General features: G+C 64.8%; 23 protein-coding genes and 1 tRNA gene. 12 read left to right on the top strand and 12 right to left on the bottom strand.

Translation table 11 applies throughout. The features are described 5' to 3' along the window. The first annotated feature begins 130 nt into the window (after positions 1–130). Positions 131–221: transfer RNA gene (locus tag AC6LJY_RS01100), tRNA-Ser, on the top strand. A 123-nt stretch (positions 222–344) separates the two neighbouring features. Here the strand turns inward: AC6LJY_RS01100 and AC6LJY_RS01095 are convergent. The 4 genes from AC6LJY_RS01095 to AC6LJY_RS01080 all read right to left on the bottom strand — a co-directional run bounded on the left by AC6LJY_RS01095 (position 345) and on the right by AC6LJY_RS01080 (position 5561). Beyond that, a complete protein-coding gene (locus tag AC6LJY_RS01095; protein WP_498135099.1) occupies positions 345–1940 on the bottom strand; it encodes a methyl-accepting chemotaxis protein in 1596 nt (531 codons plus the stop codon). A 374-nt stretch (positions 1941–2314) separates the two neighbouring features. Next, a complete protein-coding gene (locus AC6LJY_RS01090; protein WP_046803366.1) occupies positions 2315–2932 on the bottom strand; it encodes a flavin reductase family protein in 618 nt (205 codons plus the stop codon). A 3-nt stretch (positions 2933–2935) separates the two neighbouring features. After that, positions 2936–3892 carry a carbon-nitrogen hydrolase family protein gene (locus AC6LJY_RS01085; protein ID WP_498135098.1) on the bottom strand — a complete coding sequence of 319 codons (957 nt, stop codon included), beginning with the start codon at positions 3890–3892 and terminating at the stop codon, positions 2936–2938. Positions 3893–3908: 16 nt separating this feature from the next. Further along, positions 3909–5561: an MFS transporter gene (locus AC6LJY_RS01080; protein WP_498135097.1), complete on the bottom strand. Its 1653-nt coding sequence runs from the start codon at positions 5559–5561 to the stop codon at positions 3909–3911. A gap of 171 nt (positions 5562–5732) precedes the next feature. Here AC6LJY_RS01080 and AC6LJY_RS01075 point away from each other — a divergent pair, with 171 nt between their 5' ends. Then, a complete protein-coding gene (locus AC6LJY_RS01075) occupies positions 5733–6599 on the top strand; it encodes an IclR family transcriptional regulator (protein ID WP_046803369.1) in 867 nt (288 codons plus the stop codon). A gap of 44 nt (positions 6600–6643) precedes the next feature. Here the strand turns inward: AC6LJY_RS01075 and AC6LJY_RS01070 are convergent, their stop codons facing one another. Further along, on the bottom strand, positions 6644–7627 hold the full coding sequence (locus AC6LJY_RS01070; RefSeq protein ID WP_498135096.1) for a Bug family tripartite tricarboxylate transporter substrate binding protein: 984 nt from the start codon (positions 7625–7627) through the stop codon (positions 6644–6646). Between the two features lie 72 nt (positions 7628–7699). Continuing rightward, complete coding sequence (locus AC6LJY_RS01065; RefSeq protein WP_498135150.1) at positions 7700–8827, bottom strand: mandelate racemase/muconate lactonizing enzyme family protein; 1128 nt, start codon at positions 8825–8827, stop codon at positions 7700–7702. Positions 8828–8990: 163 nt separating this feature from the next. Here AC6LJY_RS01065 and AC6LJY_RS01060 point away from each other — a divergent pair, with 163 nt between their 5' ends. Further along, on the top strand, positions 8991–9875 hold the full coding sequence (locus AC6LJY_RS01060; RefSeq protein ID WP_120154133.1) for a LysR family transcriptional regulator: 885 nt from the start codon (positions 8991–8993) through the stop codon (positions 9873–9875). On the opposite strand, the gene AC6LJY_RS01055 is transcribed toward AC6LJY_RS01060, so the two are convergent. Both AC6LJY_RS01055 and AC6LJY_RS01050 read right to left on the bottom strand, forming a co-directional pair. Then, the gene (locus AC6LJY_RS01055) at positions 9872–11062 is read right to left on the bottom strand and encodes an amidohydrolase family protein (RefSeq protein WP_314358240.1); all 1191 of its coding nucleotides are present in this window, start codon (positions 11060–11062) and stop codon (positions 9872–9874) included. The two genes, AC6LJY_RS01060 and AC6LJY_RS01055, sit on opposite strands and share 4 nt — an antisense overlap. A 61-nt stretch (positions 11063–11123) precedes the next feature. Then, positions 11124–11321, bottom strand: a complete 198-nt coding sequence (locus AC6LJY_RS01050; RefSeq protein WP_082134365.1) for a hypothetical protein — start codon at positions 11319–11321, stop codon at positions 11124–11126. A 177-nt stretch (positions 11322–11498) separates the two neighbouring features. Between AC6LJY_RS01050 and AC6LJY_RS01045 the strand changes: the two genes are divergently transcribed. Together AC6LJY_RS01045 and AC6LJY_RS01040 are read left to right on the top strand one after the other, a co-directional pair. Then, positions 11499–11996, top strand: coding sequence for an ASCH domain-containing protein (locus tag AC6LJY_RS01045; RefSeq protein WP_046803373.1), 498 nt, complete (start codon positions 11499–11501; stop codon positions 11994–11996). Between the two features lie 272 nt (positions 11997–12268). After that, positions 12269–12613 (top strand): virulence factor, encoded by a 345-nt coding sequence (locus AC6LJY_RS01040; RefSeq protein ID WP_104143641.1) that lies wholly within the window; start codon positions 12269–12271, stop codon positions 12611–12613. A 215-nt stretch (positions 12614–12828) separates the two neighbouring features. Here the strand turns inward: AC6LJY_RS01040 and AC6LJY_RS01035 are convergent, their stop codons facing one another. The 4 genes from AC6LJY_RS01035 to AC6LJY_RS01020 form a co-directional block, all read right to left on the bottom strand. After that, positions 12829–13077, bottom strand: coding sequence for a hypothetical protein (locus AC6LJY_RS01035; RefSeq protein WP_082134366.1), 249 nt, complete (start codon positions 13075–13077; stop codon positions 12829–12831). A 230-nt stretch (positions 13078–13307) separates the two neighbouring features. Beyond that, a complete protein-coding gene (gene serS / locus AC6LJY_RS01030) occupies positions 13308–14654 on the bottom strand; it encodes a serine--tRNA ligase (RefSeq protein WP_046803374.1) in 1347 nt (448 codons plus the stop codon). Between the two features lie 45 nt (positions 14655–14699). Next, positions 14700–16043 (bottom strand): replication-associated recombination protein A, encoded by a 1344-nt coding sequence (locus tag AC6LJY_RS01025; RefSeq protein ID WP_046803375.1) that lies wholly within the window; start codon positions 16041–16043, stop codon positions 14700–14702. A gap of 125 nt (positions 16044–16168) precedes the next feature. Further along, on the bottom strand, positions 16169–16960 hold the full coding sequence (locus AC6LJY_RS01020) for a deaminated glutathione amidase (protein WP_104143638.1): 792 nt from the start codon (positions 16958–16960) through the stop codon (positions 16169–16171). Positions 16961–17126: 166 nt separating this feature from the next. Between AC6LJY_RS01020 and AC6LJY_RS01015 the strand changes: the two genes are divergently transcribed. From AC6LJY_RS01015 to AC6LJY_RS00985, 7 genes are all read left to right on the top strand, one after another. Continuing rightward, positions 17127–18470 carry an amino acid deaminase gene (locus AC6LJY_RS01015; RefSeq protein WP_498135095.1) on the top strand — a complete coding sequence of 448 codons (1344 nt, stop codon included), beginning with the start codon at positions 17127–17129 and terminating at the stop codon, positions 18468–18470. Between the two features lie 123 nt (positions 18471–18593). After that, the gene (locus AC6LJY_RS01010; RefSeq protein ID WP_498135094.1) at positions 18594–20153 is read left to right on the top strand and encodes an ABC transporter substrate-binding protein; all 1560 of its coding nucleotides are present in this window, start codon (positions 18594–18596) and stop codon (positions 20151–20153) included. Positions 20154–20257: 104 nt separating this feature from the next. Next, on the top strand, positions 20258–21199 hold the full coding sequence (locus AC6LJY_RS01005; RefSeq protein WP_046803377.1) for an ABC transporter permease: 942 nt from the start codon (positions 20258–20260) through the stop codon (positions 21197–21199). A gap of 1 nt (position 21200) precedes the next feature. Next, a complete protein-coding gene (locus AC6LJY_RS01000; RefSeq protein WP_046803378.1) occupies positions 21201–22076 on the top strand; it encodes an ABC transporter permease in 876 nt (291 codons plus the stop codon). A 2-nt stretch (positions 22077–22078) separates the two neighbouring features. Continuing rightward, complete coding sequence (locus tag AC6LJY_RS00995; protein WP_104143635.1) at positions 22079–23086, top strand: ABC transporter ATP-binding protein; 1008 nt, start codon at positions 22079–22081, stop codon at positions 23084–23086. After that, positions 23083–24084, top strand: a complete 1002-nt coding sequence (locus AC6LJY_RS00990) for an ABC transporter ATP-binding protein (RefSeq protein WP_104143633.1) — start codon at positions 23083–23085, stop codon at positions 24082–24084. The genes AC6LJY_RS00995 and AC6LJY_RS00990 overlap by 4 nt, the downstream gene beginning before the upstream one ends. Positions 24085–24121: 37 nt before the next feature. Beyond that, on the top strand, positions 24122–24994 hold the full coding sequence (locus AC6LJY_RS00985; protein ID WP_046803381.1) for a MurR/RpiR family transcriptional regulator: 873 nt from the start codon (positions 24122–24124) through the stop codon (positions 24992–24994). Positions 24995–25001 lie beyond the last annotated feature (7 nt).

Genomic DNA, 25001 nt, shown 5'->3' with positions numbered 1-25001 from the left:
AGAATTGCGGGCTTCGCTGCTCCAACAACGAAGATCCTTCCGACCAGGGATCTTTCAGTGAAGCCTCTTTTAAGAACTTGAAGTCTGGGGTCTTAAAGCAAGAGGCACCACCGTTTTGGAACCCAGCCACGGAGAGGTGGCAGAGTGGTCGAATGTACCTGACTCGAAATCAGGCGTACGGTATCCCCGTACCGTGGGTTCGAATCCCACCCTCTCCGCCAGTATTCAAGAACGAAGCCCCTGAGAAATCAGGGGCTTTTTTCTTTGTGCGGCGGGCAGACGGCTGAAGAGCCAGGTGACCCCGCCGTGCCGTGCCCTACCGCCCTACCCCGCCCTACCCCGCCCTACCCTGCGCGGGCCAATGCGTGGCCGATCGCGACGCGCGGCGAGGCATGCGCTACCGCGACAACCCCCGGTAACTTGAACGCGCTGACTGCCCGCGTCAGTTCGGCTGCCTGGTCCTGCATCGACCCGGCGGCCGCGGCGGCTTCTTCTACCAGTGCGGCGTTTTGCTGCGTGACTTCGTCCATTTGCGATACCGCGCGGTTCACCTGTTCGATGCCGTCGGCCTGTTCGGCGGAGGCCGCCGCGATCTCGCCCATGATGTCGGTCACGCGCTGCACCGAGCTGACGATTTCCTGCATGGTGGTGCCCGCGCGTTCGGCGCTGATCGAGCCTTGGCTGATCTTTTGCACCGTATCTTCGATCAGCGTCTTGATCTCCTTGGCTGCTTGCGCGCTGCGTTGCGCAAGCGTGCGCACTTCCGCTGCGACCACCGCGAAGCCCTTGCCCTGCTCGCCCGCGCGCGCGGCTTCCACGGCCGCGTTCAGCGCCAGGATGTTCGTCTGGAACGCGATGCCGTCGATGACGGACACGATGTCGGCGATCTTGACCGAGCTGGACGAAATGGCGTTCATCGTGCTGACGACCTCGGACACCGTCGCGCCACCGCGCGAGGCCGTGTCGGAGGCGGCCGCGTCCAGTTGGTTGGCTTGGCGGGCGCTGTCGGCGTTCTGCTTCACGGTGGAAGACAGTTGCTCCATCGAGGCCGCCGTTTCCTCTAGCGATGCCGCCTGCTGTTCGGTACGGGACGACAGGTCGGTGTTGCCCGCCGCGATTTCGCCCGATGCGGACGCCATGCTGTCCACGCCGGTGCGGATGCTGGCGACCGTGCCGGCCAGGTTGGCGTTCATGGATTCCAGCGCCTGCATCAGCTGGCCGATCTCGTCGCGCGAACGCACGGTGATCGTGCTGGTCAGGTCATTGGCGGCAACGGTGCGCGCCACGCGCACGGCGTCGGCCAGTGGGCGAGTGATGCCGCGTGTCAGCAACACGGCCAGTACCAGGCCCGTAACCAGCGCAATCGAGCCGATCACGATCATCCACAGGTTGGCGGCGCCGTAGGCGCTTTGGATGTCGGCCGCGCTGGCATCGATCTCGGCGCGTTGCAGGTCCGACAGCTTGTTGATCTGGTCGATGAACTGGCGCGTGGCCGGCAGGAATTCCTGCGTGAAGACGCGGTTGGCCGCCTCGACGTCGCCGTCCTGCTTGGCTTTGAAGATGGCGTCGCGCGTGCGCAGGTAGTCGCCGCGAGACTTGCGGATGCCTTCCCACAGGCGTTTTTCCTCGTCGGTCTCGATCAACGGTTCGATCTTCTGTTGCAGCGCCGACGAATTACGGGTGGACGCGGCCGCCTCTTCCGTGAAGAAACCGGCCAGACTGGCGTCGGCGCTTTTGGCGATGGCGGTGGTGCGCGTCACGCCGGTCTGGATATTGCGGCCCCAGTCGCTGATCAGGCGTTCCTTGATGAGCGAGCGCTGCGTCACGGTTTCGACCGATTCGTTGATGTTGGCCAGACTGACCAACCCCACGATGCACATGACGATAATCATCGCCAGCAAGACGGAAAAGCCACCCGCAAGACGGGTTCCAAGCTTCATGTTTTTCATACTGCCTCCAGCATCCACCCAGGCGCGTGAATGCGGGTTTTGGCAGCTGCATGGCGCCGGACTATGCCGCCGCCGTCGCAAGCCAGACGCCCGCAAGCCCCTGGATGATCCGCCCCCAAAAATATTGGTGTTCGTTGTGTCAGGTAAATGCCGCCGGAGAAGTCGGATTCGAGGATTCTCTTGACGGTCCGGGAAATGCTAGCAGCCCGGATTTGGGCGGCATCGGGCGAAATGGAGAACTTTTTGCCACAAGCTCGCGCGTTTGCGTAACCGGCCGCCCGCCGCCGTGGGCGAAAAAAAAAGCGGCCGATGCACGATGCGCGGCCGCTGAAAAATGATGCGGCCGTGAGGGCCGCCTTGTTGCGTCAATCCGTCACGGTGGGCCGCGCCAGCTGGAACAGGTCCGTGCTGCGGGCGTACCAGCCGCTGCCGTGCATGCGCGCCACCAGCCCCATCTCGGTCGTGTTCACATAGCCGCGCTCGGCGTCCTGCACAAAGGCATCGTCCACGTGCGCGCCCAGCACGCGGCCGATGACGACGACCTGGTGCGGGCCGGTCACGATCGTGGCCTGGCTGACGCATTCCAGCGACACCGGGCTGCCCTGAATAAGCGGTGGACGAACATGCGCGGCGGGCAGCGCGGTCAGCCCGGCCTTGGCCAGCTCGTCCACGCCCGGAGGGTAGTCGGCGCAGGTCTGGTTCATCTGCTGCATCAGCGCTTCAGGCACCAGGTTCACCACGAACTCGCCGTTTTCGATGATGTTGGCGCTGGTGTCCTTCAAGTCGCCGTTGGCCCGGCGCATCAGGCCGATGGCGACGGTGGGCGGCTGGTGCCCCATGACGTTGAAGAAGCTGAACGGCGCGGCGTTGACGCACCCGTCGGCCGATATCGTGGTGACCCACGCGATCGGCCGGGGGGTGACGGTCGAGGTCAGCAGCTTATAGACCGTCTGCGAAGGCAGCGCGCTGAAATCAAAATGCATGGCTTAGGGCTCCTGGCCGCCCGCGCCAAGCGCTGAGACGGCCCGCTTTTCTCGGGTGTCGACCTGCAGCTGGAACACGTCGGGGCGAGCGTAATGGCCGGCCACATCGAAGTCGTACTTGCCGCGCAGGATCTGGTTGGGGTTGATGTCGGCGTACAGGATGGTCTCGTCCGAGAAATCCGGCCCCGCCAGCACTTCACCAAGGGGGTCGATGATAGCGCTGCCGCCGCGCATCAACACGGTGTCGGGCGCATCGCCCAGCGCGCATTCGAAGTCTTCCGGGTAGGCTTGGCGGCGCAAGTGCTGGCAAGCCGTCAACACGTAGCAACGGCCTTCCAGCGCGATATGGCGCATGCTGGGAATCCAGCTGTCGCGGTCATCGGCCGTGGGCGCGCAATACAGCGCCACGCCCTGGCTGTACATGTACATGCGCAGCATGGGCATGTAGTTTTCCCAGCAGATCACGGCGCCGATCTTGCCGTAAGGCGTGTCGAAGACGGGCATGGTCGAGCCATCGCCAAAGCCCCAGATCAGCCGCTCTCCGGCCGTGGGCATCAGCTTGCGATGCTTGCCGGCCAGGCCCTTGGCGCCGTTGAAATACAGCACGGTGCAATACAGCGTGCCGCCGTCCGCTTCGATGCAGCCCATCACCACGAAGCTGTCGGTGTCGGCCGCCGCCTGCGCCACGATGGCCACTTCCTCGCCATCCAGCGCGATGGCTTGCCGGTGGTAGCTGGCGAACGCGTCGCGGCCTTCGGGCTTGCGCATGCCGATGGGCGCGCCAAAGGAATTGCCCTTGGGATAGCCGCCCAGAAAGGCTTCGGGAAACACCAGCACCCGCGCGCCCTGCTCGGCCGCCTGCCGGATCAGCGAGGCCGCCTTGTTGGCGCAGGCAACGCTGTCGGTGGGGATGGACGCGGCCTGGATCACGGCGGCCTTGAAACTCGCTTGCACGGACATGTTTCTCCTCGCTTTTTTAGTGGATGGGGTCTTCGTCGATGGCTTGGGCGCGGGTGTTCGGCAGGAACAGGCTGCCGATAACGCCCACTACCACCATCACGACAACCGGGTACATCAACCCGCCAAAGATATTGCCGCTGGCCTGGGCCAGGTAGGTGGCGGTAAAGGGCACGATGCCGCCGAAGATGCCGGCGCCGATGTGATACGGAAAGGATAGCGCGGTGTAGCGGATGCGGGCCGGGAACAATTCCACCAGGTACGACGCGACCGGACCGTACACCATGGCGACCACGGCGGTCATCAGCACCAGGATCAGGATGATGGTGGCGCGGTCCACGCGCGCGGGGTCGGCGCGATCGGGGTAGCCCGCCGTGCCCAGGGCGCGGGCGTAGGCGGCGCGGTCAAAGCCGTTGACGGTGGTGCCGCCCACGCTCATCGCGATTTCCTGCCCGGGCAGCGGCGCGGCGTATTCGAAGTTGATGCCCTTGCCGACCAGGAATTTCTTGGCCTGCACGCACACCTTCTTGTGATCGGCGTGGCTGCCGATCATGGCGGCCTGCAAGCCGAAGGCGCACGCGCCGCCGCTGGTGTCGGCGTGCACGCTGACGGGCGTGCTTTGCATGGCTTGCGCCAGCGCCGGGTTGCCGGCCTTGAGCAGCACGTCGAACATCGAGTGATAACCCAGGGCGGCGATGAACAGCCCCGCCATCATGATCCACTTGCGGCCGATGCGGTCGGACAGCCAGCCGAACAGCACAAAGGTCGGCGCGCCGATGATGAAGCCGATCAGGATCAGGGTGTAGACGCTGGTCTGGTCCAGCTGCACCGCCTGTTGCAGAAAGATCATCACGTAGAACTGGCCCGTGAAATACGTGGCGCCCTGGCCGGCGGTAACGCCGATCAGCGCCAGGATCACCAGGCGCAAGCTGGACCACTGGCCAAACGTTTCCTTGATGGGGTTTTTCGACAGGCGGTTCTGCTGCTTCATCCGCGTGAACACGGGCGATTCGTGCAGCTTGGCGCGCACGTAGATCGAAATGGCCAGCATCACGATCGACAGGATGAACGGCAGGCGCCATCCCCACTGCCGGAAATCATCGGCGCTCATGGATGCCTGGGTGCACAGGATGACAACCAGCGACAGGATCAGGCCGGCCGACGAGGTGATCTGGATCCAGCCCGTCAGCAGGCCGCGCCGCTTGGGTTCGCAGTGCTCGGCCACGTAGATCACCGCGCCGCCGTACTCGCCCCCCACCGCCAGGCCCTGCACCACGCGCAGCGTCAGCAACAGAATCCAGGACAGGTGGCCCGCCGATTCGTAGGTGGGCAGGCAGCCGATCAACACGGTAGCCCCGCCCATCATCACAACCGTGATCAAGAAGGTGTACTTGCGGCCCCACTTGTCGCCCAGGTACCCGAACATCACCGCGCCCAGCGGCCGGATGATGAAGCCGACCGCCAGCGCGCCCAACGCGGCCAGCAGCGCAACGGTGGGATTGTCCTGCGGGAACAGCACCTGGCTCATGAATACCGCCAGCGTCCCGTAGATGAAAAAGTCATACCACTCGAACAACGTGCCCAAGGTCGAGGCCACCACCACCTGGCGTTCCTCTTTGCGACTTAGCGTCGGCGCCGCAGCCGCGCGCCCCATTGCCACATTAGCTTCCATGCTTGCTTTCCCCTGTGTTTTTAGATTGATACTGCTGTACGCATTAACTATTATCAAACTTAAAACCCGGGCGGACAAAGCTGGGGGAAACCCGAAACGGGCCGCGGGGACCCGTCGAAAGCGGCCGGACGCCGCTGCTACACTGCCGCCAAACACACAGTGGAGGCAGTGATGGCAAGGCCCGCCGGCAAGGTAGACAAGGACACGGAAAAGACGCCGACCGCGGCGCGCAGGGGCATCCAGTCCATTGAAGTGGGCTTTCGCATCCTGGACCTGATCCGCAAGACGGGCCGGCCCTTGCCTCTGAAGGACATCGCGGACGCCTGTGAGCTGACCGTGCCGAACGTGCACTACTACCTGGTCAGTTTTCAGAAGGTGGGCGTGGTGCAGCAGCATGCGGACACGGGGCACTACGGCCTGGGGCCCTACGCGTTGCGCCTGGGGCTGGCCGCGCTGGAACAGTTCGACGTCTTCACCACAGCGCGGCCGATCATGGCCGAAGTGGCCGCCGTCACCGGGCATACCGTGTTTTTGGGCGTGTGGGGCAACAAGGGGCCGACCATCGTCTATCGCGTGGAAGGCAGCCGCAGCCGGCCCTTGCTGGAATTACGCGTGGGCACCGTGATGCCGCTGCTGTCATCCGCGCTGGGCCGCAATTTTCTGGCCCATCTGCCCGATGCCTTGACGCGCGACCTGCTGGAGCGGGAACTGGCATCGTCCGTGCCGGAAAGCCACGGCGGTGCGCCGGGCAATTCCTACACGCTGAAAGACGTGCAAGCCATACGCGACGAAGTGCAAAAGCACCACATCAGCCGCTGCCGCCATGCGCTGCTGCCGCACTTTACGTCGCTGTCCGCGCCCATCTTCGACATGCTGGGCGAAATGACGGCCGCCATCACGCTGATGGGGCCGGTGGGCGCCATCGACGACGACCTGGACTCCGGCACCGCGCGGCTGCTGCGCGAAAAAGCGCGGTCGATATCGGCGATGGCGGGATGGGAAGGGTCAGAGCCGGTCGGGGCAACGCGCGCCGGTTGACGCCCGACGCCGGCTCAGGTGCATGCCGGGGCGCGCCGGCAGGGTCAGCTTTCCACCACGATCTTCGCGTCTTTGATCGTCTTGGCGTACTTGCGCTGTTCCTGCGCCATGAAATCGGCAAAGCGCTGCACGCTGCCGCCGCCGTCTTCCGCGCCGACCTGCGCCAGCTTTTCCTGCACATCCGCCATCGCCAGCACCTGGTCGATGTCTCGATTCATGCGCCGGACCATGGCGTCCGGCATCTTGCCCGGCCCCACCATGCCGAACCAGATGCTGGCCTCGAAACCGGGGTAGCCCTGTTCGGCCACCGTGGGCACGTCCGGCTGGCTCCTGGAACGCTGTTGCAGCGTCTGCGCCAGCGCGATCACCTTGCCCGATTGCAGCAGCGGCGTGGCGGTGGTCATGCCTTCGAAGCAGTACTGCACATGGCCGCCCAGCAGATCGTTCATCAGCGGCGCCGATCCCTTGTAGGGCACGTGCAGCACGTCGATGCCAGCACGCGCCTTGAAGATCTCCAGCGCCAGGTGTTGGGCCGAGCCGGCGCCAGCGGACCCGAACACGATCTTGCCCGGCTGCGCGCGGCACAGCTTGACCAGGTCAGGCAAGGTCTTGGCGGGTTGCGATGCGCCGCCGATCAGGATGGTGGGCGTTTTGCCGACCAGCGCGATCGGCGTGAAATCGCGGTCCACCGAATAGGCAAGCGTGGGATGCAGGCCGGGCGCGATACCGTGGCTGTTCACATGCGCCATCAACAAGGTGTTGCCGTCATTGGGCTGGCGCGCGACCTGTTCGGCGGCGATGACGCCGGCCGCGCCCGCCCGGTTCTCGACGATGACGGGTATGTTCCACATCACACCCAGCTTTTGCCCCAACAGGCGCGCCAGCACATCGGTGCCCCCGCCCGCCGGAAAACCCACCACGATTTTCACCGGGCCGGACGGCATGTCCTGCTGCGCTCGCGCCGTCACGGGCAGCACGAGCGCCGCCCCCAGCGCCGCGGCGCCGGTCATGAATTGCCTGCGTTGCATTCTTGTCTCCTTGCGCCGGTCCCGAAGGCCGGCAGCTTTTATTGGAAAAGCGCCGCCTGCTTGTGATGGCGCCTAGCGACTGACGCGGACCCACTTGCCAAATTTTTCCACCATGCGCTCGTCAAACCCGAAACCCAGGCCCGGCTCCTGATGCAGCACCACGCGGCCTTGCTTGTGGGTTAACTGCCGATCGACCAGTTTGCGGAAATTCAGCACCTGGTCGTCCCAGAAGAACTCCACGTAGCGCGCGTTAGGCGTGGCCGCCACCAGCGGCGCGTGCACGTCGTGGAACCAATGCGGGCACACCACGACGCCATAGCTGGCGGCGGTGGCGGCAATGCGCTTCCATTCGGTAATGCCGCCGCAGACGGCCGCATCGGTTTGCAGGATGCCGGCCGCGCCCTTGTCCAGCAGTTCCTTGTGGTACCAGCGGCCATAGCCGATTTCCGCCGTGGCGATCGGCAGATGCGTCAGCCGCGCCAGCTTGGCATGGCTGTCGATATCGTCGGGGCCAAAGGGTTCTTCGATGAAATACGGTTCGTACTGCTCGAAGCGGCGGATGTACTGCATGGCCTGCGTCACGTCCTGCCAGGCGTTATTGCAATCCATCATCAGTTCGACGTCCGGGCCAACCGCCTCGCGCGCCGCCTTCAGGCGCGCCTCTTCTTCGCGAGGCGACAGGCGGCCCGTTTTCATCTTGACGGCGCGAAAGCCCTTGTCCACATAGCTGGCCATTTCTTCGCCCAGATGCTGCGGCGTCTTGCCGTCCAGGTAATAGCCGCCGCTGGCGTAGGCCGGCACCGTCTCCAGTTCAACGGCACCCAGGAACTTGTGCAGCGGCAATCCGGCAGTCTTGGCGTTCAAGTCCCACAGCGCGATGTCCAGTGCGCTTAACGCGCGCATCACCGTGCCCTGGCGGCCTTGCAGCAGCGCCTCTTGGTACATGGCCTGCCACAGGCCTTCAACGGCATGCGAATCGCGGCCCAGCAGCACGGGCGCCAACAGGCTTTGCACGGCCGCTTCGAAGATGGCGCCGCCGGCGCTGCCCACATAGCAAAAGCCGATGCCCTCGACGCCGTCGGTGGAACGAACCTTGACCAGGCCGTAGTGGCGGGTGGATACGCTGCGGTTTGAAAACGACGTGACTTTGTCCAGCGGCACGGCGGCGGCGCAAACGTCGATGAATTCAATAATGGGCACGGCAAGCTCCTTGATGGCGGGTTTCCAACATGCCGCGCCGTGGCCTGATGCGCGCGGGCGGCTGGGGTTGAACGTATTCTTGCCGCCGTCAAAGAAAACAACAATTATCTTCATCCATCTTTAGAATACGGAAAAACCATCTTTCAAAAGGGGCGCAATCGCCGTGGACTCGCGCTTTCTACAAACCTATGTGCATGTGGTGGAACTGGGCTCCATCGCGCAGGCCGCGCGCCATCAAGGCCTGACGCCGGCCACCGTGCAGCAGCGCTTGCGCGCGCTGGAAGGGGATGTCGGCAGCGCGCTGATTGCCCGCTCGGGCCGCACCGTCAAGCCCACGCCCGCCGGGCTGCGCATTCTTGAGCGCGCCCGCCATATCCTGCGCGACGTGCGCGACCTGCGTTCGGCGGCCAGCGACACCGAGCTGCCCGCCGGCCCCTTGCGGCTGGGCGCCACGCCCACCGCGCTAACCGGCATCATGCCGCCCGTGCTGCGGACCTGGGTGGCGCGCCATCCGCATATCGAGATCTACATAGAGCCTGCGCCCACCACCCTGCTTTACAGCAAGGTACTGTCCGGCGAACTCGATGGCGCGCTGCTGGTGCACCCGCTGTTCTCCCTGCCCAAGACCTGCGAATGGCGCGACCTGCGGCACGAACCGCTGGTGCTGGTGACGCCCGCCGGCATGAAGGTGCGCGACCCGCTTGCGGTGATCGCGCGCGAACCGTACATCTGCTATGACCGCAGCGTGGTGGGCGGCAAGATGGCCGACGATTACCTGCGCGCGCGCAATTTGCGGCCGCACGTGCGGTTCGAACTGGATGGCATCGACTCCATCGCCAAGCTGGTGGCCGAGGGCTTGGGCGTGGCGGTGCTGCCTGATTGGGCGGTGATGGGCGAGCCCGTGGCGCGGGTCAAGCGCTGGCCCTTGCCCGCGCCCTGCCCCGTACGCACGGTGGGTGCGATCTGGCAGCGCGCCGGCGTACGGTCGGAGTTGATGCGGGCCTTCGCGGCGTTGACTGAAACGCAGCTGGGCCTGACGCGCGGCTAGGCGATGGCGTCCTGGCCGTTACGCGCCACGATGACGCCGCCGGATATGACGAGGCGGCGCGGCTTGCGCGTGACGACCGCTTCGGCCACGCAGCTGGCGTCGACCAGCACCAGGTCGGCGCGCGCGCCCGGCGTCAGGCCATAGCCCTCGAAACCACAGGCGCGGGCGGCGGCGCCGCTGACGCAATCAAACGCCCATTCCACTTCGTCGTCGCGCCGCAGGTCGTTGCGCAGGCCGATCATCATGGCGCGCGCCAACATGTCGGGGCTGCCGTACGGCGTCCAGGTGTCGCGGATGCCATCGTTGCCGCCGAAGATCGTGACGCCCGCCTCGCGGCAAGCGCGCACGGGCGGCACGGGCCGCGATGGCGGCGCGGTGGTCAGCAGCGCAACGTCCAGCGTGGCCAGTCGTTTCAGCAAGCCGTCCAGTCGCTTGGCGTCCACGCCCCCCAGGCAAAACGCATGGCTGATCACCACCTTGCCCTGCATGCCCAGCGCCTGCACGCGGTCCAGGATCAGGTCCAACGTAAACGCGCCCAACTCGCCGGGCTCGTGCAAATGGATGTCTACCGGCTTGCCATGCTTGTTGGCCAGGCCGAACAGCACATCCAGGGATTGGGCGGGGTCGCGGTCAATGGCGGACGGGTCCAGCCCACCCAGCACATCGGCCCCCTGCGCCAGCGCCTGATCCAGCAGTTGCGCGGTGCCGGGGCGTACCAGCAGGCCCGACTGCGGAAATGCCACGGTCTGGATTTCAATGCGGCCCGCGAGTTCGTCGCGGGTGGCATGCACGCCGTCCAGATGGCGCAGGCCCGCGTCGGTGTCGACGTCGACATGGCTGCGGATGCGGGTGGTGCCTTCACGCAAAAACGCCAGCGCCAGCGCGCGCGCGTGGCTGGCGGCATCATGGCCCGAACTGGCGCGCCAGGCGCGTTCGTTGTCGATACGGTCGGTCAGCAGCGGGCCGACTTCGTTGACGTACCAGGGGGAATCCCAGGTCGTCTTGTCCAGATGGGTATGCCCTTCTATCAGGCCCGGCAACAACAACGCGCCGCCGCCCTCCTCGACCAGCACGTCGGCCGGCGCGTGCACGGCGGTACCGATCTGAAGGATGCGCCCGTTGCGCACTTGCACGTCGACGGTTTCGGCCGCCGACATGCGGACGTTCTTCAACAAGAGGTCGGTCATGGATGTTCCCGAACAAACGAAAGCGGCCGGCCCGAGGGGCCGGCCGTATCAGCCTGAATGCTCAGACTTGCGGCGGTTCGATCCAGAAAAAGCGTTCGCCTTGGCGGACCATGTCGGCAACGCCTTCGGCGCCGATGCGATAGTCCGAACCCATGAGCGATGCGCCACCGTCTTCATGGATGTGGATAACGGCCAGCGGGTCATTGGCCATGGTGTACCAGTAGTACCCGGGCTTGAGATTATGCAGGTCAGTAGTCATTGCTCGAGTATACAAACAACGCCACAAGACAAAAAGACAACACTAATACAAAGCTTGCCTGACAGCGCGAACACGACACGTCATACTGCGTGATCCTGATCTGAATAAGCTGGTGCATGTGTCACGCTGCGGCACTTGGAATCCGCGGACGTTGGTAGATAGGAGAACAGCGAGCGCATGAAAAGGCAGTCACTTCAATTCAGCGAGCCGCACAAGCAAGCCGTTCTGGCGGGCACGAAAGTGCAGAGCCGACGCATCCTGAAACCGCAGCCCACCAAGCTCACAACGGCTTGGTACGCGGACGCGGCCGACGCCGGGCGCTGGGTTGCAATGGGCCCTGATCGCGATAACCCCACCGAATTACGCCGCACTTCCAGCTGGGTCAGATGCCCCTTTGGAAAATCCGGTGAAAGCATCGTCTTGAGCGACGAAGCCGGCAACCCGTTTGCGCACGCATTGGTAGTAGGCGTGCGCATTCAACGGCTGCAAACCCTGACCGAAGCCGACGCCCGGGCCGAAGGCACCGAAGCGATTTACCAAGCGTCGGCGTTATTGCCCGGCGTTCCTCTTCAAACAGCGTTTGCATTGATGTGGTGTGAGCGCTATGGCTCGCATGCCTGGGCCGCCAACCCCTGGGTCTGGGTCGTGGAATACCGGCGCACCCAAACGCTGTAGCGATGTCGCCACGCCGCCCCCGGCGGATGGTGACCGGGTGTAACGACCCCCGGTGACTTCATCGCATTCCACTTCATTTCAATCGATTTCAGATCTGGGCCTACCAGAGCAGAAGCACTAGTCCCGCATCGCAGCACGATCGGAGCCTTGTGACGGGGGACGGTTGCGGATTGTCGCTATTGCGCTTGGGGCGCTTACGAATACGCGGCCGAAAAGCCCGAAAATAGGGGCGTCAAATAACTTTGCTGTGTCGTGCAGCAGGCAGGTGCAACATGAAAAAGTGGCTTATTGCTGGTGTGGGTGCCGCAGGTCTGCTGATCTCCAGCGTGGCCTTGGCCCGAGTGGACGTGGGTATTTCCATCGGCGTGCCGGGTGTGGTGTATCCCGCGCCGGTATACGTTGCCCCCGCTCCCGTTTACGTGGCTCCGCCGCCTCCGGTTTACTACCGTCCGCCTCCCGTCTACGTGGCGCCCCCCGTGGTTTACCCCGCCCCGGTTTATTACCGTGGCGGCCCCCACTGGCGCGGCGGTCCGCCCCCGCGCTACTACGGTCCGGGCCCTGGCTATTATCGTGACGGGCACGGCCATGGCAAGGGCCATGGAGATTGGCGCCGATAAATACGAAGGCCACTCAAATGAGTGGCCTTTTTTCCGTGGGGACAATGTCCGGTGTCCCGGTGGATGCCTATTAAGCCGCGGGGGCTCGTAGCGGTTTTTCCGCCACCAAGGCGGATTTTTGCGATACCGGCGCGGGCTTTCCATCCACCCAACGCGGCGATTCCTGTACAAGATCAATCCATCTGCGCGGCGCACTGGACGCGCGCCACCAACCATTATGCGGACGCATGGGCAAACTCCGGCTCACCGTTAAAACGCACACCATTGATTTCTTGGAACAACTGACGGCTTTCCTGCTCTGCTTCGTGCAAATCCGAAAACGGCGCCTGTCCGGGTACCGTCCAGCATTTTTCCGGCGCGGTTCCACCGACTCGGCGGGTCCATATCTGCACGCGGTAGCCCTGCTCGTCTTCGCGAGCAACAGAGCATCTCACACGAAAATCTCCAATCATTCTTGAAGTCATGGACAACTCCTTGTTATATAAGTGAATGAAGCGTGAAGAACGCGGGTGTATTGTGCCGCAACTATCCGGCCCTTATATTAGAAATACACAATTGCTCACATCAAATTCATGCACTCACACTGTGATGATAATGAGTAAAAAAGACAGCAATGTGTCGCTATGATAAAAAAAAACGGAGCCGCCAGGCTCCGTTTTCTTATCCGCCAAATGGCCGATAGACGTAATGCGCTTCAGGGTTTCAGTACCGTCAAACCACCCATATAAGCTTGCAGCGGTTCGGGAATCAATACGCTGCCGTCGGCTTGTTGATGGTTTTCCAGAACAGCCACCAGCGCGCGGCCCACGGCCAGGCCCGAACCATTAAGCGTGTGCACGAATTCCGGTTTGCCCTGTGCATTGCGGAAACGGGCCTGCATGCGGCGAGCCTGGAACGTTTCGCAATTGGACACCGACGAAATCTCGCGCCAGGTATTTTGCGCGGGCAACCACACTTCCAGGTCATAGGTTTTGGCCGAACCAAAACCCATATCGCCCGTGCACAGCAGCATGACGCGATACGGCAGGCCCAGCAATTGCAGCACGCGTTCGGCGTGGCCAACCATGTCTTCCAGCGCTTCGTACGATTGATCCGGCTGCGTGATCTGCACCATTTCAACCTTGTCGAACTGATGCTGGCGGATCATGCCGCGCGTGTCGCGGCCGCCGCTGCCGGCTTCCGAACGGAAGCAAGGCGTGTGCGCCGTCAGCTTCAAAGGCAGGTCGGCGGCGGCCTGGATGGTGTCGCGCGCGACGCTGGTCAGCGTGATTTCCGACGTGGAGATCAGGTATTGGTCTTCACGCACATAGGGGTTGCCGGCGGCATCGACCTTGGGGTCGTCATCGCCACCGCCCTTGGACACGGCGAACATGTCGTCCTTGAACTTGGGCAGCTGGCCCGTGCCGTACAAGGTGGAGGCGTTGACGATGTAAGGCGTATAGCACTCGGTGTAGCCGTGCGTGCCCGTTTGCAGGTCCAGCATGAACTGGGACAACGCGCGGTGCAGGCGGGCAATGGGCCCGCGCATGAACGAAAAGCGCGCGCCCGACAGCTTGGCGGCCATGTCGAAATCCAGGCCCAGCGGCTCGCCAATGGCGACGTGGTCGCGCGCTTCGAACGCCAGGGCGGGCGGGTTGCCGTCCGCACCGGCGGCGCCAGGCAGCCAGCGGCGCACTTCGACGTTGTCGTCGGCGGATTCGCCCAGCGGCACGCTGGCGTGCGGCAAGTTGGGCACCGACATCAGCAGGTCGTTCAGCGGGGCCTGCAAGGCCGCCAGCTCTTCTTCCAGCTGCTTCAGGCGAACGGGCACGGCCTGCGATTCGGCCATGACGGCGCTGGCGTCTTCGCCCTTGGCCTTCAACTGACCGATCTGCTTGGCCAGCGCGTTGCGGCGGGCTTGCAGGGACTCGGTTTCGGTCTGGACGGCCTTGCGGCGGGACTCCAGGTCGTTGAACCGTTCCGTGTCGAAGGACACGCCACGGCTCTTGAGGCGGTCGACGACGGTTTGCAGGTCTTTGCGCAGCAGTATCGGGTCTAGCATGTTGATGTCGGTTGAGGTTGGGTGAAGGCGGCGGGCCGGGGCCCGTTACCGGTTCTTGGCGCGTTCCTGCGCGTCCAGCTCGCGCAGAAATGCCAACTTTTGCTGGATTTTAGCCTCCAGGCCACGATCGGTCGGCCGGTAGAAGGAAGGCTTGAGTCCGTCAGGGAAATATTGTTCGCCCGCGGCGTAGCCGTGTGGCTCGTCGTGGGCATAGCGATAGGCCTTGCCATGGCCCAGTTGCTTCATCAGCTTGGTCGGCGCATTGCGCAGGTGGATCGGCACCGGCGCGCTGCCGTGTTCCGCCGCGAATTGGCGCGCCTGGTTGTAGGCGTTGTAGACGGCGTTGGATTTGGCCGCGCAGGCCATGTAGACCACGGCTTGCGCCAGCGCCAGCTCGCCCTCGGGCGAGCCCAGGCGTTCGTAGATGTCGGCGCCGTTCACGGCCAGGTCGGTGGCGCGCGGGTCGGCCAGGCCGATGTCCTCGACCGCCATGCGAACCAGGCGCCGCGACAGGTATTTGGGATCGGCGCCGCCGTCGATCATGCGGCAGAACCAATACAGCGCGGCATCGGGATTTGAGCCGCGCACCGACTTGTGCAAGGCGCTGATCTGGTCGTAGAACGCGTCGCCGCCCTTGTCGAAACGGCGCAGGTTCTGCGACAGGGATATTTCCAGCCAGGCGGCGTCCACCGTGTCGCGACCGGCCGACTGCGCCGATTCCGCCACCACTTCCACCGCGCTGATCAGCCGTCGCGCATCGCCGTCGGCCCAGGCGGCCAGTTGCTCGCGCGCGTCGGGTTCGATGCGGATGGCGGCCTCGCCGTCGTCCAGCCCTTCGTTCAGGGCGTGCACGGCGCGGTCGACCAGCTGCTGCAATTCCTCGGGCGACAGCGATTGCAGCACGTACACCCGGGCGCGTGACAACAGCGCCGAATTGACTTCGAACGACGGGTTTTCCGTTGTGGCGCCGATGAAGGTGAACAGCCCGCTTTCCACATAGGGCAGAAACGCGTCCTGCTGGGCCTTGTTGAAGCGGTGCACCTCATCAACAAACAGGATGGTGCGGCGGCCCTGGCCTTGCGCCACTTGCGCCACCGTGACCGCTTCGCGGATGTCCTTGACGCCGCCCAGCACCGCCGAAATGGCGATGAATTGCGCGTCGAAACCGTCGGCCATCAGGCGCGCCAGCGTGGTTTTACCCACGCCGGGCGGCCCCCAGAAAATCATGGAATGCGGGCGACCGGATTCAAAGGCCACGCGCAGGGGCTTGTCGGGCCCCAGCAGGTGCGACTGCCCGACCACGTCGGACAACGTGCGCGGGCGCAGGCGCTCGGCCAGGGGCACATAGGGCCGATGCGCAGGATCGGCCGCGAAGAGATCGTTGCTCATTGGCAGCAGATGGGGGAAGACGGCAAGAAGATCAAGTCAGCATTACACCATGACCGCCGCGCCCGTTCCGGGCGCCCCCGGAGCGCACGTCGGACCACACATTGGACCGTCTGGCCCCGGGGCGCCTAGGCCAGTTCGGGCGGGCCGAAGCGGCGGTTGGCCAGCACCGGCAGCACCTTGCGGGCATGCGCCAGGCGCTCGGGGTCGATGTCGGCAAACACCAGCGCCGGCGCTTCGCCCGCGCGCGCCGTCACCACGCCCAGCGGGTCCACCACCATGCTGCACCCAATATTGCGTTCGCCGCATTCACCCGTGGCCGCCACGTAGCAGGTGTTCTCCAGCGCACGGGCCGTGACCAGCACCTCCCAGTGCATTTCCTTGAGCGGCCCGCGCACCCAGGCGGCGGGCAACACCAGCAAGTCGGCGCCGTCCAGCGCCAAGCGGCGCGCCAGTTCGGGAAAGCGCACGTCATAGCAGGTCATCAGGCCGACGCGCAGGCCGGCGATGTCCAGCAACGGGGGGATCTCGGTGCCCGGCGTGACGTTGGTGGATTCCTTCATCGTGAAGGCGTCGTACAGGTGCAGCTTGCGGTATTGCGACACGATGCGCCCGTCTTGCACCGTGACCAGCGTGTTCCAGACCCGGCCTTCACCGGTCGGCACGTGCACGCACATCATGGTCGCCAGCGACGAGCCCCGGCTGGCCTCCAGCAGGCGCGTCATGAACGGGCCATCCAGCGGCTGCGCGGCTTTCAGCACGATTTGCGGGTCGGTGATGTCGCGCGCCAGGATGCCTTCGGGCAAGACCAGCAGACCGGCGCCGCCCGCGCTGGCCCGCTCCATCAGGTCGATGCAGACCTGCGCGTTCTCTTCCCAGACACGGCTGACGGCGAACTGGCCCAAGGCAACTTTCAACATGGCTATTCCTTCATGGAGCGCGTTTTTTTCGCGAATTTCCTATTGTCGCGCCAACTCGGCCGGCCCGCACCGTACGGGTAAGTCCTAACTGCCTTTGTAAATTTCTTTCACGATAATGAAAAAAAAGCATTTCCACGTAAATATTTTCCATAACGAGCGCGCCGCCATGATCCATTCCTCTTCCCCCGCAGCCCTGTTGGATGTGAACGGCAAAGGCCTGGGCGCGTTCCCCGAGTCCTGTACGACGGCCGGTGTGGCCGCCCTGAACTGGAACCTGCTGAACGAAGACGTCAGCCTGCCCGTGGCCGTGTTGTACGAAGCGCGCGTGCGCCACAACCTGCAATGGATGCAGCAGTTCATGGAGGCGTACCACGTCAAGCTGGCGCCCCACGGCAAGACCACCATGAGCCCGGCGCTGTTCAAGCGCCAGATCGACAACGGCGCATGGGGCATCACGCTGGCGACCGCGCCGCAGGTGCTGGCCGCGTACCAGCACGGCATCCGCCGCGTGCTGATGGCCAACCAATTGGTGGGCCGCGCCAACATGGCCATCATCGCGCGCCTGTTGCAAGATCCGGCGTTCACCTACTTCTGCATCGTCGATTCCCCCGCCAACGCCGCCCAGCTAGGCCAGTTTTTTGCCGAACAGAGCCTGACTTTGCCCGTGCTGATCGAACTTGGCCCCACGGGCGGACGCACCGGCGTGCGCGATGATGCGCAGTTGCAAGCGGTGATCGACGAAATCGGCCGTTGGCCCAGCCTGGCGCTGGCGGGCATTGAAGTCTATGAAGGCGTGTTGCAGGAAGAAGGCGCGATCCGCGCGTTCCTGCGCCGCGCCACCGACGCGCTGCGCGGACTGGCCACGGCCGGTCACCTGCGCAAGAACGGCCCCGCCATTATTTCCGGCGCGGGCTCGGCCTGGTTCGATGTGGTGGCCGAAGAATTCTCGCAGCTGGATATTGGCGCGCCGCTGGAAGTGATCCTGCGCCCCGGCTGCTATCTGTCGCACGACGTGGGCGTCTACCGGTCCGCCGCTGAACGCATCAACGCCCACAACCCCGTCGCGCAAAAAATGGAACCGGGCCTGCTGCCCGCCTTGCAAGTCTGGGCCTATGTGCAGTCGCTGCCCGAACCGGGCCGCGCCATTATTGCGCTGGGCAAGCGCGATGCCGCTTTCGACGCCGGCCTGCCGACGCCCGCGCTGCATTATCGGCCGGGCCGCGTCAGGCCGGGCCGCGTCAGGCCGGGCGACGCCTCGCCGGGCGACGCCTCGCCGGGCCGCGCCACGCCGAGCCAAAACGCCCCGAGCGCCGCGCCCCAGGCGTGGAAGCTGACCGCCATGATGGACCAGCATGCCTTCATGCAGATCGCCGACGGCGACGACATCCAGGTCGGCGACATGATCGCCTTCGACATTTCCCACCCCTGCCTGACGTTCGACAAGTGGCGCCAGGTGTTGTTGGTGGACGAGCAGTACCGCGTCACCGACGTAGCCGAAACCTTCTTCTGAACGCCCCCTAGCCCGCCGCAACGCGCCTGGCCCAAGGGGGCTGCTGCACGACGACCGGGATCCCGGCGCGAATCCGATCACACGCGACAACCTGTTTGTTTTTGACCCTCTGGAGAGAGAATCATGAACTTCCGACCCTCCCGGCGAGGCAGTGGGCTGACCAGCCTGCTCGCGGCCGGCGCAATTGGCTTGACCGCAATGACCTCCCCCGCCCTGAGTGCCACGCCGGTCAAGGGGGGCACGATTTCCGTCGCCACCATCGGTGAACCGCCCACGCTGGACCCGATGACCAGCACGGCCGATCTGGTCGGCATCCTGACGCAGCATTTCTTCGAAACGCTCTACACCTTCGACGCCAAGTGGAACCTGACCCCGCTGTTGGCGGAGAAGATGCCCGACGTCACGCCCGACGGCCTGGTCTACACGATTGCGCTGCGCCAGGGCATCACGTTCCATGACGGCTCGAAGATGGACTCGTCCGACGTGCTGGCGTCCTTGAAGCGCTGGACCGAAACCGCCACGCGCGGCAAGGGCGCGGCCAAGGTCATCAGCAGCATCGAGGCGCCCGACGCCAACACCATCCGCATCACGCTCAAGCAGCCCTACGCGCCGCTGACCGCGCTGCTGGCCATGAACAACGCCGCCGCCGTCATCATGCCCAAGGGCAAGATTGCGCCGGTGCTGACCGAATTCGTCGGCACGGGTCCGTACCAGTTGAAGGCCCGCGTGCCCGACCAGTACATCCAGTTGGTGCGCTTTGACGGCTACAAGCAACGCGACGGCGAGCCCGACGGCTACGGCGGCGCGCGCAAGCAGTACCTGGACGAAATCCGCTTTGTGCCGGTCAGCAACGCCAACACGCGTTCCGAAGCCGCCGCCGCCGGCCAGTTCGACTACGTCGACTCGTTGCCGGTGGAAGCGCTGGCCAAGCTCAAGGGTGGCCGTTCCGACCCGGTGATGCTCAAGCCTTTCGGCTGGCCGCGCCTGGTGCTCAACACCAAGCAAGGCATCATGTCCAACCTGGCGGTGCGCCAGGCCGTGCAGCTGGCGCTGAATGAAGAAGACATGCTGTTCGCCGCCTTCGGCAACAAGGACTTCTACAAGCTGAACGGCGACCTGTATCCGGAAGGCTACCCGTGGGCCACGTCGCTGGGCGGCAAGGTCTACAACAAGGGCGATGCCGCCGCCGCCAAGAAGCTGCTTGACGGCGCCAACGTGGCCGACAAGAAGATCCGCATCCTGACCAGCCAGCAGTACGAATTCCATTACAAGATGGCGCTGGTGGCCGCGGAATACCTGAAGGCCGCCGGCTTCACGGTGGACATGCAGGTGGTGGACTGGGCCACGCTGACGCAGCGCCGGCAGGACCCCGCCGTGTGGGACATCTTCATTACCCACAGCGTGTTCCTGCCCGAACCCGCGCTGATCGATTTCCCGTCCAAGGACGCCCCCGGCTGGTGGGACACGCCGCGCCGCGCGCAGGTGATGGACGCCTTCAACCAGGCGCGCACGCAGGAAGAACGCATCAAGCGCTGGGCCGACGTGCAGCAGGCCGTGTATGACGAAATCCCCTTCGTGAAGGTGGGCGACTTCAACGCCCAGGCCGCGCGCTCGCCGTCGTTGCAAGGCACGCAGCCCGCTCCGTGGCCGTACTTCTGGAACGCCTGGAAAAGCGCCAAGTAAGTAGGGAAACGCGCGGCCAGGCGGTGAATGATCCCGCCGCCTGCCGCGCCCCAAGCCGTCTTTCGCTCCGCGTGCACTGATTGCCGCTTTTCTAGGACTCTATCGTGTTGCGTTATCTTTTGAACCGGCTGGTCGGGCTGGTGGCCGTGATGTTTATCGTCGCGACCATCGTGTTCGTCATCATTCGCGTCACACCCGGCGATCCGGCGGCCGTGATGCTTGGGCCACAGGCCAGCCAGCAGGACATCGCCGCGCTGCGCGCGCAACTGGGGCTGGACCAGCCCATGGCGCTGCAATACGTATCGTGGCTGGGCAAGCTGGTGCAAGGCGACCTGGGCCAGTCCATCTTCATGAACAAGCCCGTGCTGTCGGCGCTGGCTGACCGTGCCGAGCCCACTATTTTGCTGACGTTGATGTCGCTGCTGATTGCCAGCGCCATCGCGCTGCCGGTCGGCATCCTGTCGGCGGTCAAACGCGGCACCACGCTGGACCAGTCGGTGCTGTCGTTCTCGATGTTTACCTCCAGCGTGCCCAGCTTCTGGCTGGGCCTGCTGTTGATGCAGATTTTCTCGGTGAAGCTGGGCTGGCTGCCGGTGTCGGGCTATGGCGGCCCGGACGCCTCGCTGGCCACTCGCCTGTCGCACCTGATCCTGCCCGCCGTGGTGCTGGGCCTGGTCAACTCGGCGCTGATCACCCGCTTTATCCGCGCCAGCATGCTGGACGTACTGCGCGACGATTACGTGCGCACCGCGCGTGCCAAGGGCCTGCCGGAAAGCAAGGTCATCCTGAAGCACGCCGTGCGCAACGCGCTGATCCCTATCCTGACCGTGCTGGGCCTGACCACCGCGCTCTTGATCAGCGGCGCGGTCGTGACCGAGACCGTGTTCGGCCTGCCCGGCGTGGGCAGTCTGGTGGTGTCGGCGGTGCTGCGCCGCGACTACCCCGTCATCCAGGGCGCGCTGCTGATCATCGCGGCCATCTACGTCCTGATCAACCTGATCATCGATCTGCTCTACCTGCTGGTCGACCCCCGGGTGCGCTACTGATATGGCTATTGCAACTTCCCCCCAATCCGCCGGCGGCGCCGACCGCTGGCAGGTGCTGCGCCTGCTGGTGTCGCGCAAGACCGTGCTCTTGAGTCTGATCGTCATCATCGTGCTGGTGGCCGCCGCGCTGCTGGCGCCGTGGGTCAGCCCCTACGATCCCTTCAAGCTGTCCATCATGAACCGGCTGAAGGCGCCGGGCGCCGCGCACTGGTTCGGCACCGACGACTTTGGCCGCGACGTCTTCAGCCGCGTCATCTACGGCGGCCGCCTGTCGCTGATGGTGGGCTTTTCGGTTGTGATCGTGTCCAGCGTGCTGGGCATCGCGCTGGGGCTGATCGCCGGCTTCTTCCGCTCGGCCGACAAATTCGTCTCGCGGCTGATCGACGCCATGATGGCGTTTCCCGACATCCTGCTGGCCATTTCGCTGGTGGCGGCGCTGGGCCCCTCGCTGATCAACGTAGTGATTGCGCTGGGCATCGTCTACACGCCCCGCCTGGCCCGCATCGTGCGCGCCTCCACGCTGGTGATCCGTGAATTGCCGTTCGTGGAAGCCGCCCGCGCGCTGGGCGTGCCCACGTGGCGCATCGTCACCGTGCACGTGCTGCGCAACCTGGTGTCGCCCATTCTGGTGCAAGGCACGTTCATCTTCGCCTACGCGATTCTGGCCGAAGCCGGCCTGTCGTTCCTGGGCGTGGGCGTTTCGCCCGACATCCCCACCTGGGGCACCATGATCAACGCCGGCCAGCAATACATGGGGTCGGCGGACTGGATCATGATTTTCCCCGGCATCGCCATCGTGCTGTCCGTGCTGTCGCTGCAATTGGTGGGCGACGGGCTGCGCGACGTACTCGACCCGCGCCTGCGCAAGGAGCTGTAATCATGACGTCAAGCAACCGAGACGTCGTGCTGTCCGTGGAAGGGCTCAAGACCTGGTTCCACAGCCGCGACGGCATCGCCAAGTCCGTGGACGGCGTCACCTTTGATCTGGCGCGCGGTGAAACGCTGGCCATCGTAGGCGAATCCGGTTCCGGAAAATCCGTGACCAGCCTGTCCATCATGGGGCTGTTGCCCAAACCGGCGGGCCGCATCGAAGCGGGCAAGATCCTGTTTCGCGACCGCCAGGGCGTGCAGCATGACCTGGCGCGCGCTTCGTCCGCCACCCTGCAGAAGATACGCGGCGCCGAAATCGCCATGATCTTCCAGGAACCCATGACCAGCCTGAACCCGCTGTACACGGTGGGCGACCAGATCGCCGAAGCCGTGTTGCAGCACGAAGGCGGCTCGTACGCGTCGGCCATCCGCCGCGCCCGCGAAATGCTGGAACGCGTGGAGATCCCGGCCGCCGACCGGCGCGTCAACGAATATCCGCACCAGATGTCGGGCGGCATGCGGCAACGCGTGATGATCGCCCTGGCGCTGGCCTGCAACCCGGCGGTACTGATCGCCGACGAGCCCACCACCGCGTTGGACGTGACGGTGCAGGCGCAGATTCTGGACCTGCTGCGCCGCCTGCAAAAAGAAATGAACATGAGCATCCTGTTCATCACGCACAACCTGGGCGTGGTGGCGGAAATCGCGCACCGCGTCGCCGTCATGTACGCGGGCCGCGTGGTGGAAGACGCGGGTGTCTACGACCTGTTCGAGAAACCCACGCACCCGTACACCCGCGGCCTCTTGTCCTGCCTGCCCACGGCCGCGCTATTGGCCTCGGGCGAACGGCTGCGCGCCATTCCCGGCAACGTACCCAGCGTGCTGTCGCTGCCCGCCGGCTGCACCTTCGCCCCGCGCTGTGAATTGGCGGCGGACGATTGCCGCGCCGCCGTGCCCGAACTGGTTGCGGTGCAAGCGGAACACCGCGCGCGCTGCATCAAGGTGAATCCGATATGACTAGCCCCCAAGCCACCGTGCGGGCCCAAGACCCGCTGGTCCGCATTGAAGACCTGAAGGTCCATTTTCCAACGTCGCAAGCCCGTAACGCGCCGGTCGTGCGTGCCGTGGACGGCGTCAGCTTCGATGTGCCGCGCAACACCATCGTCGGCCTGGTCGGCGAATCAGGCTCGGGCAAGACCACGACGGGCCGCGCGTTGCTGCGCCTGTTCAAGCCCACCGCCGGCCGCCTGCTGTTTGACGGCACCGACATCACGCATCTGAACGAAAAGCAGATGCTGCCGTGGCGCCGCCGCATGCAGATTGTGTTCCAGGACCCGTACGCCAGCCTCAACCCCCGCATGACGGTGGCCGAGATCCTGGGTGAAGCGCTGGACACGCACAAGCTGGCGCAGCACCGCCGCGCCGCGCGCATCGGCGAACTGCTGGAGCGCGTGGGCCTGAACGCGGACCACAGCCGCCGCTACCCGCATGAATTCTCGGGCGGACAGCGCCAGCGCATCGGCATCGCACGCGCGCTGGCCGTTGAACCCGATTTCATCGTGGCGGACGAACCGGTGTCGGCGCTGGACGTATCCGTGCAGGCGCAGGTGCTTAACCTGCTGCAAGACCTGCAACGCGATCTGGGCCTGACCATGCTGTTCGTGGCGCACGACCTGGCCGTGGTGGATTACCTGTGCGATGAAGTCGTCGTCATGTATCTGGGCCGCGTGATGGAACGCGGGCCGACCAGCGAAGTCTATGCACGGCCGCGCCACCCCTATACTCGCGCACTGCTGTCGGCCGCGCCCGTGCCGGATCCGCGCGCCCCGCGATCGCGTATTCTGCTCAAGGGCGATATCCCCAGCCCGGTCAATCCGCCGTCCGGCTGCGTGTTCCGCACGCGCTGCCCCCACGCGATCGACGCCTGCGCCACCATCGAGGCGCAAGCCGTCCAGGTGGGCGCGGGCCACTTCGTGGCCTGTTCGCGCCTGGACGCCCCCGAGCTGGCGGCCTAGCGCATTGCACGACCCGATCAGACCCAGGAAACCCCACATGGACATCATCCGCGACATCGTCTTCCAGATACGCAGTCGGCGGGACGCATTGAGCGTGACCGAACGCAAGGTGGCCGACGCCATTCTTGACGACATCATCTGGGGCGCCAGCGCCACCGTCGACCAGCTGGCCACCAAGGCCGGGGTCAGCATCGCCACGATTTCGCGCTTTGCGCGCACCGTGGGCTGCGACGACACGCGCGACCTGAAAATGAAATTGGCGCAGGCCAGCACGGTGGGCAGCCGCTTTCTGGACCCCAGCGCGCCGGCCGAGGAAAGCACCTTTTACGCACGCATCTACGCCGACATCGAAAGCACCTTGCGCGCGCATCTGCCCACGTTCACCGAACCGCTATTCGAACAGGCGGCATCCATTGTGGACGGCGCGCGGATGATTTACGTGTTCGGCATGGGCGGCGCGTCGGCCGTGCTGGCGCAGGAAGTGCAGTCGCGGCTGGTGCGGCTGGGCTACCCCATCGCGGTGTACAGCGATGCCGTGCTGCTGCGCATGGTGGCCGCCACGCTTACCGAGCACGACGCCGTGCTGGTGTTGTCGGCGTCGGGCCTGACGCCGGAAATCCTTGGCGCGGCCCGCATCGTGAAGCAGTATCGCGCCCGCATCGTCGCCATCACCGACGCCACGTCCGAACTGGCCAAGCTGGCCGATGTGGTGCTGCCCATCCGCACGGACGAAACCGACTTCATCTACAAACCCTCGGCATCGCGCTACGCGATGATGCTGGCCATCGACTTGCTGTCCACCGAACTGGCCATGCTGAACCAAGAGGAAAACCGCGAACGCCTGCGCCGCATCAAGCTGGCGCTGGACGAACACCGTGGTGGCCCCAACCGCTTGCCGCTGGGCGATTGAACCAGGA

Source organism: Achromobacter sp. RT286_PF (genome assembly GCF_059760425.1).
Note: the sequence above shows the minus strand (reverse complement) of the source record. Positions and strands in the feature narration are given on the sequence as shown.

Bases quoted from the DNA above. Each gene is read 5' to 3' on its own strand.
- AC6LJY_RS01015 (WP_498135095.1), top strand. From the start codon at position 17,127: ATGATCCATTCCTCTTCCCCCGCAGCCCTGTTGGATGTGAACGGCAAA.
- AC6LJY_RS01035 (WP_082134366.1), bottom strand. From the start codon at position 13,077: ATGACTTCAAGAATGATTGGAGATTTTCGTGTGAGATGCTCTGTTGCT.
- AC6LJY_RS01055 (WP_314358240.1), bottom strand. From the start codon at position 11,062: ATGACCGACCTCTTGTTGAAGAACGTCCGCATGTCGGCGGCCGAAACC.
- AC6LJY_RS00990 (WP_104143633.1), top strand. From the start codon at position 23,083: ATGACTAGCCCCCAAGCCACCGTGCGGGCCCAAGACCCGCTGGTCCGC.
- AC6LJY_RS01085 (WP_498135098.1), bottom strand. From the start codon at position 3,892: ATGTCCGTGCAAGCGAGTTTCAAGGCCGCCGTGATCCAGGCCGCGTCC.
- AC6LJY_RS01070 (WP_498135096.1), bottom strand. From the start codon at position 7,627: ATGCAACGCAGGCAATTCATGACCGGCGCCGCGGCGCTGGGGGCGGCG.
- AC6LJY_RS01075 (WP_046803369.1), top strand. From the start codon at position 5,733: ATGGCAAGGCCCGCCGGCAAGGTAGACAAGGACACGGAAAAGACGCCG.
- AC6LJY_RS01040 (WP_104143641.1), top strand. From the start codon at position 12,269: ATGAAAAAGTGGCTTATTGCTGGTGTGGGTGCCGCAGGTCTGCTGATC.
- AC6LJY_RS01080 (WP_498135097.1), bottom strand. From the start codon at position 5,561: ATGGAAGCTAATGTGGCAATGGGGCGCGCGGCTGCGGCGCCGACGCTA.
- AC6LJY_RS01095 (WP_498135099.1), bottom strand. From the start codon at position 1,940: ATGAAGCTTGGAACCCGTCTTGCGGGTGGCTTTTCCGTCTTGCTGGCG.
- AC6LJY_RS01025 (WP_046803375.1), bottom strand. From the start codon at position 16,043: ATGAGCAACGATCTCTTCGCGGCCGATCCTGCGCATCGGCCCTATGTG.
- AC6LJY_RS01050 (WP_082134365.1), bottom strand. From the start codon at position 11,321: ATGACTACTGACCTGCATAATCTCAAGCCCGGGTACTACTGGTACACC.
- AC6LJY_RS01090 (WP_046803366.1), bottom strand. From the start codon at position 2,932: ATGCATTTTGATTTCAGCGCGCTGCCTTCGCAGACGGTCTATAAGCTG.
- serS (WP_046803374.1), bottom strand. From the start codon at position 14,654: ATGCTAGACCCGATACTGCTGCGCAAAGACCTGCAAACCGTCGTCGAC.
- AC6LJY_RS01010 (WP_498135094.1), top strand. From the start codon at position 18,594: ATGAACTTCCGACCCTCCCGGCGAGGCAGTGGGCTGACCAGCCTGCTC.
- AC6LJY_RS00995 (WP_104143635.1), top strand. From the start codon at position 22,079: ATGACGTCAAGCAACCGAGACGTCGTGCTGTCCGTGGAAGGGCTCAAG.
- AC6LJY_RS01020 (WP_104143638.1), bottom strand. From the start codon at position 16,960: ATGTTGAAAGTTGCCTTGGGCCAGTTCGCCGTCAGCCGTGTCTGGGAA.
- AC6LJY_RS00985 (WP_046803381.1), top strand. From the start codon at position 24,122: ATGGACATCATCCGCGACATCGTCTTCCAGATACGCAGTCGGCGGGAC.
- AC6LJY_RS01045 (WP_046803373.1), top strand. From the start codon at position 11,499: ATGAAAAGGCAGTCACTTCAATTCAGCGAGCCGCACAAGCAAGCCGTT.
- AC6LJY_RS01000 (WP_046803378.1), top strand. From the start codon at position 21,201: ATGGCTATTGCAACTTCCCCCCAATCCGCCGGCGGCGCCGACCGCTGG.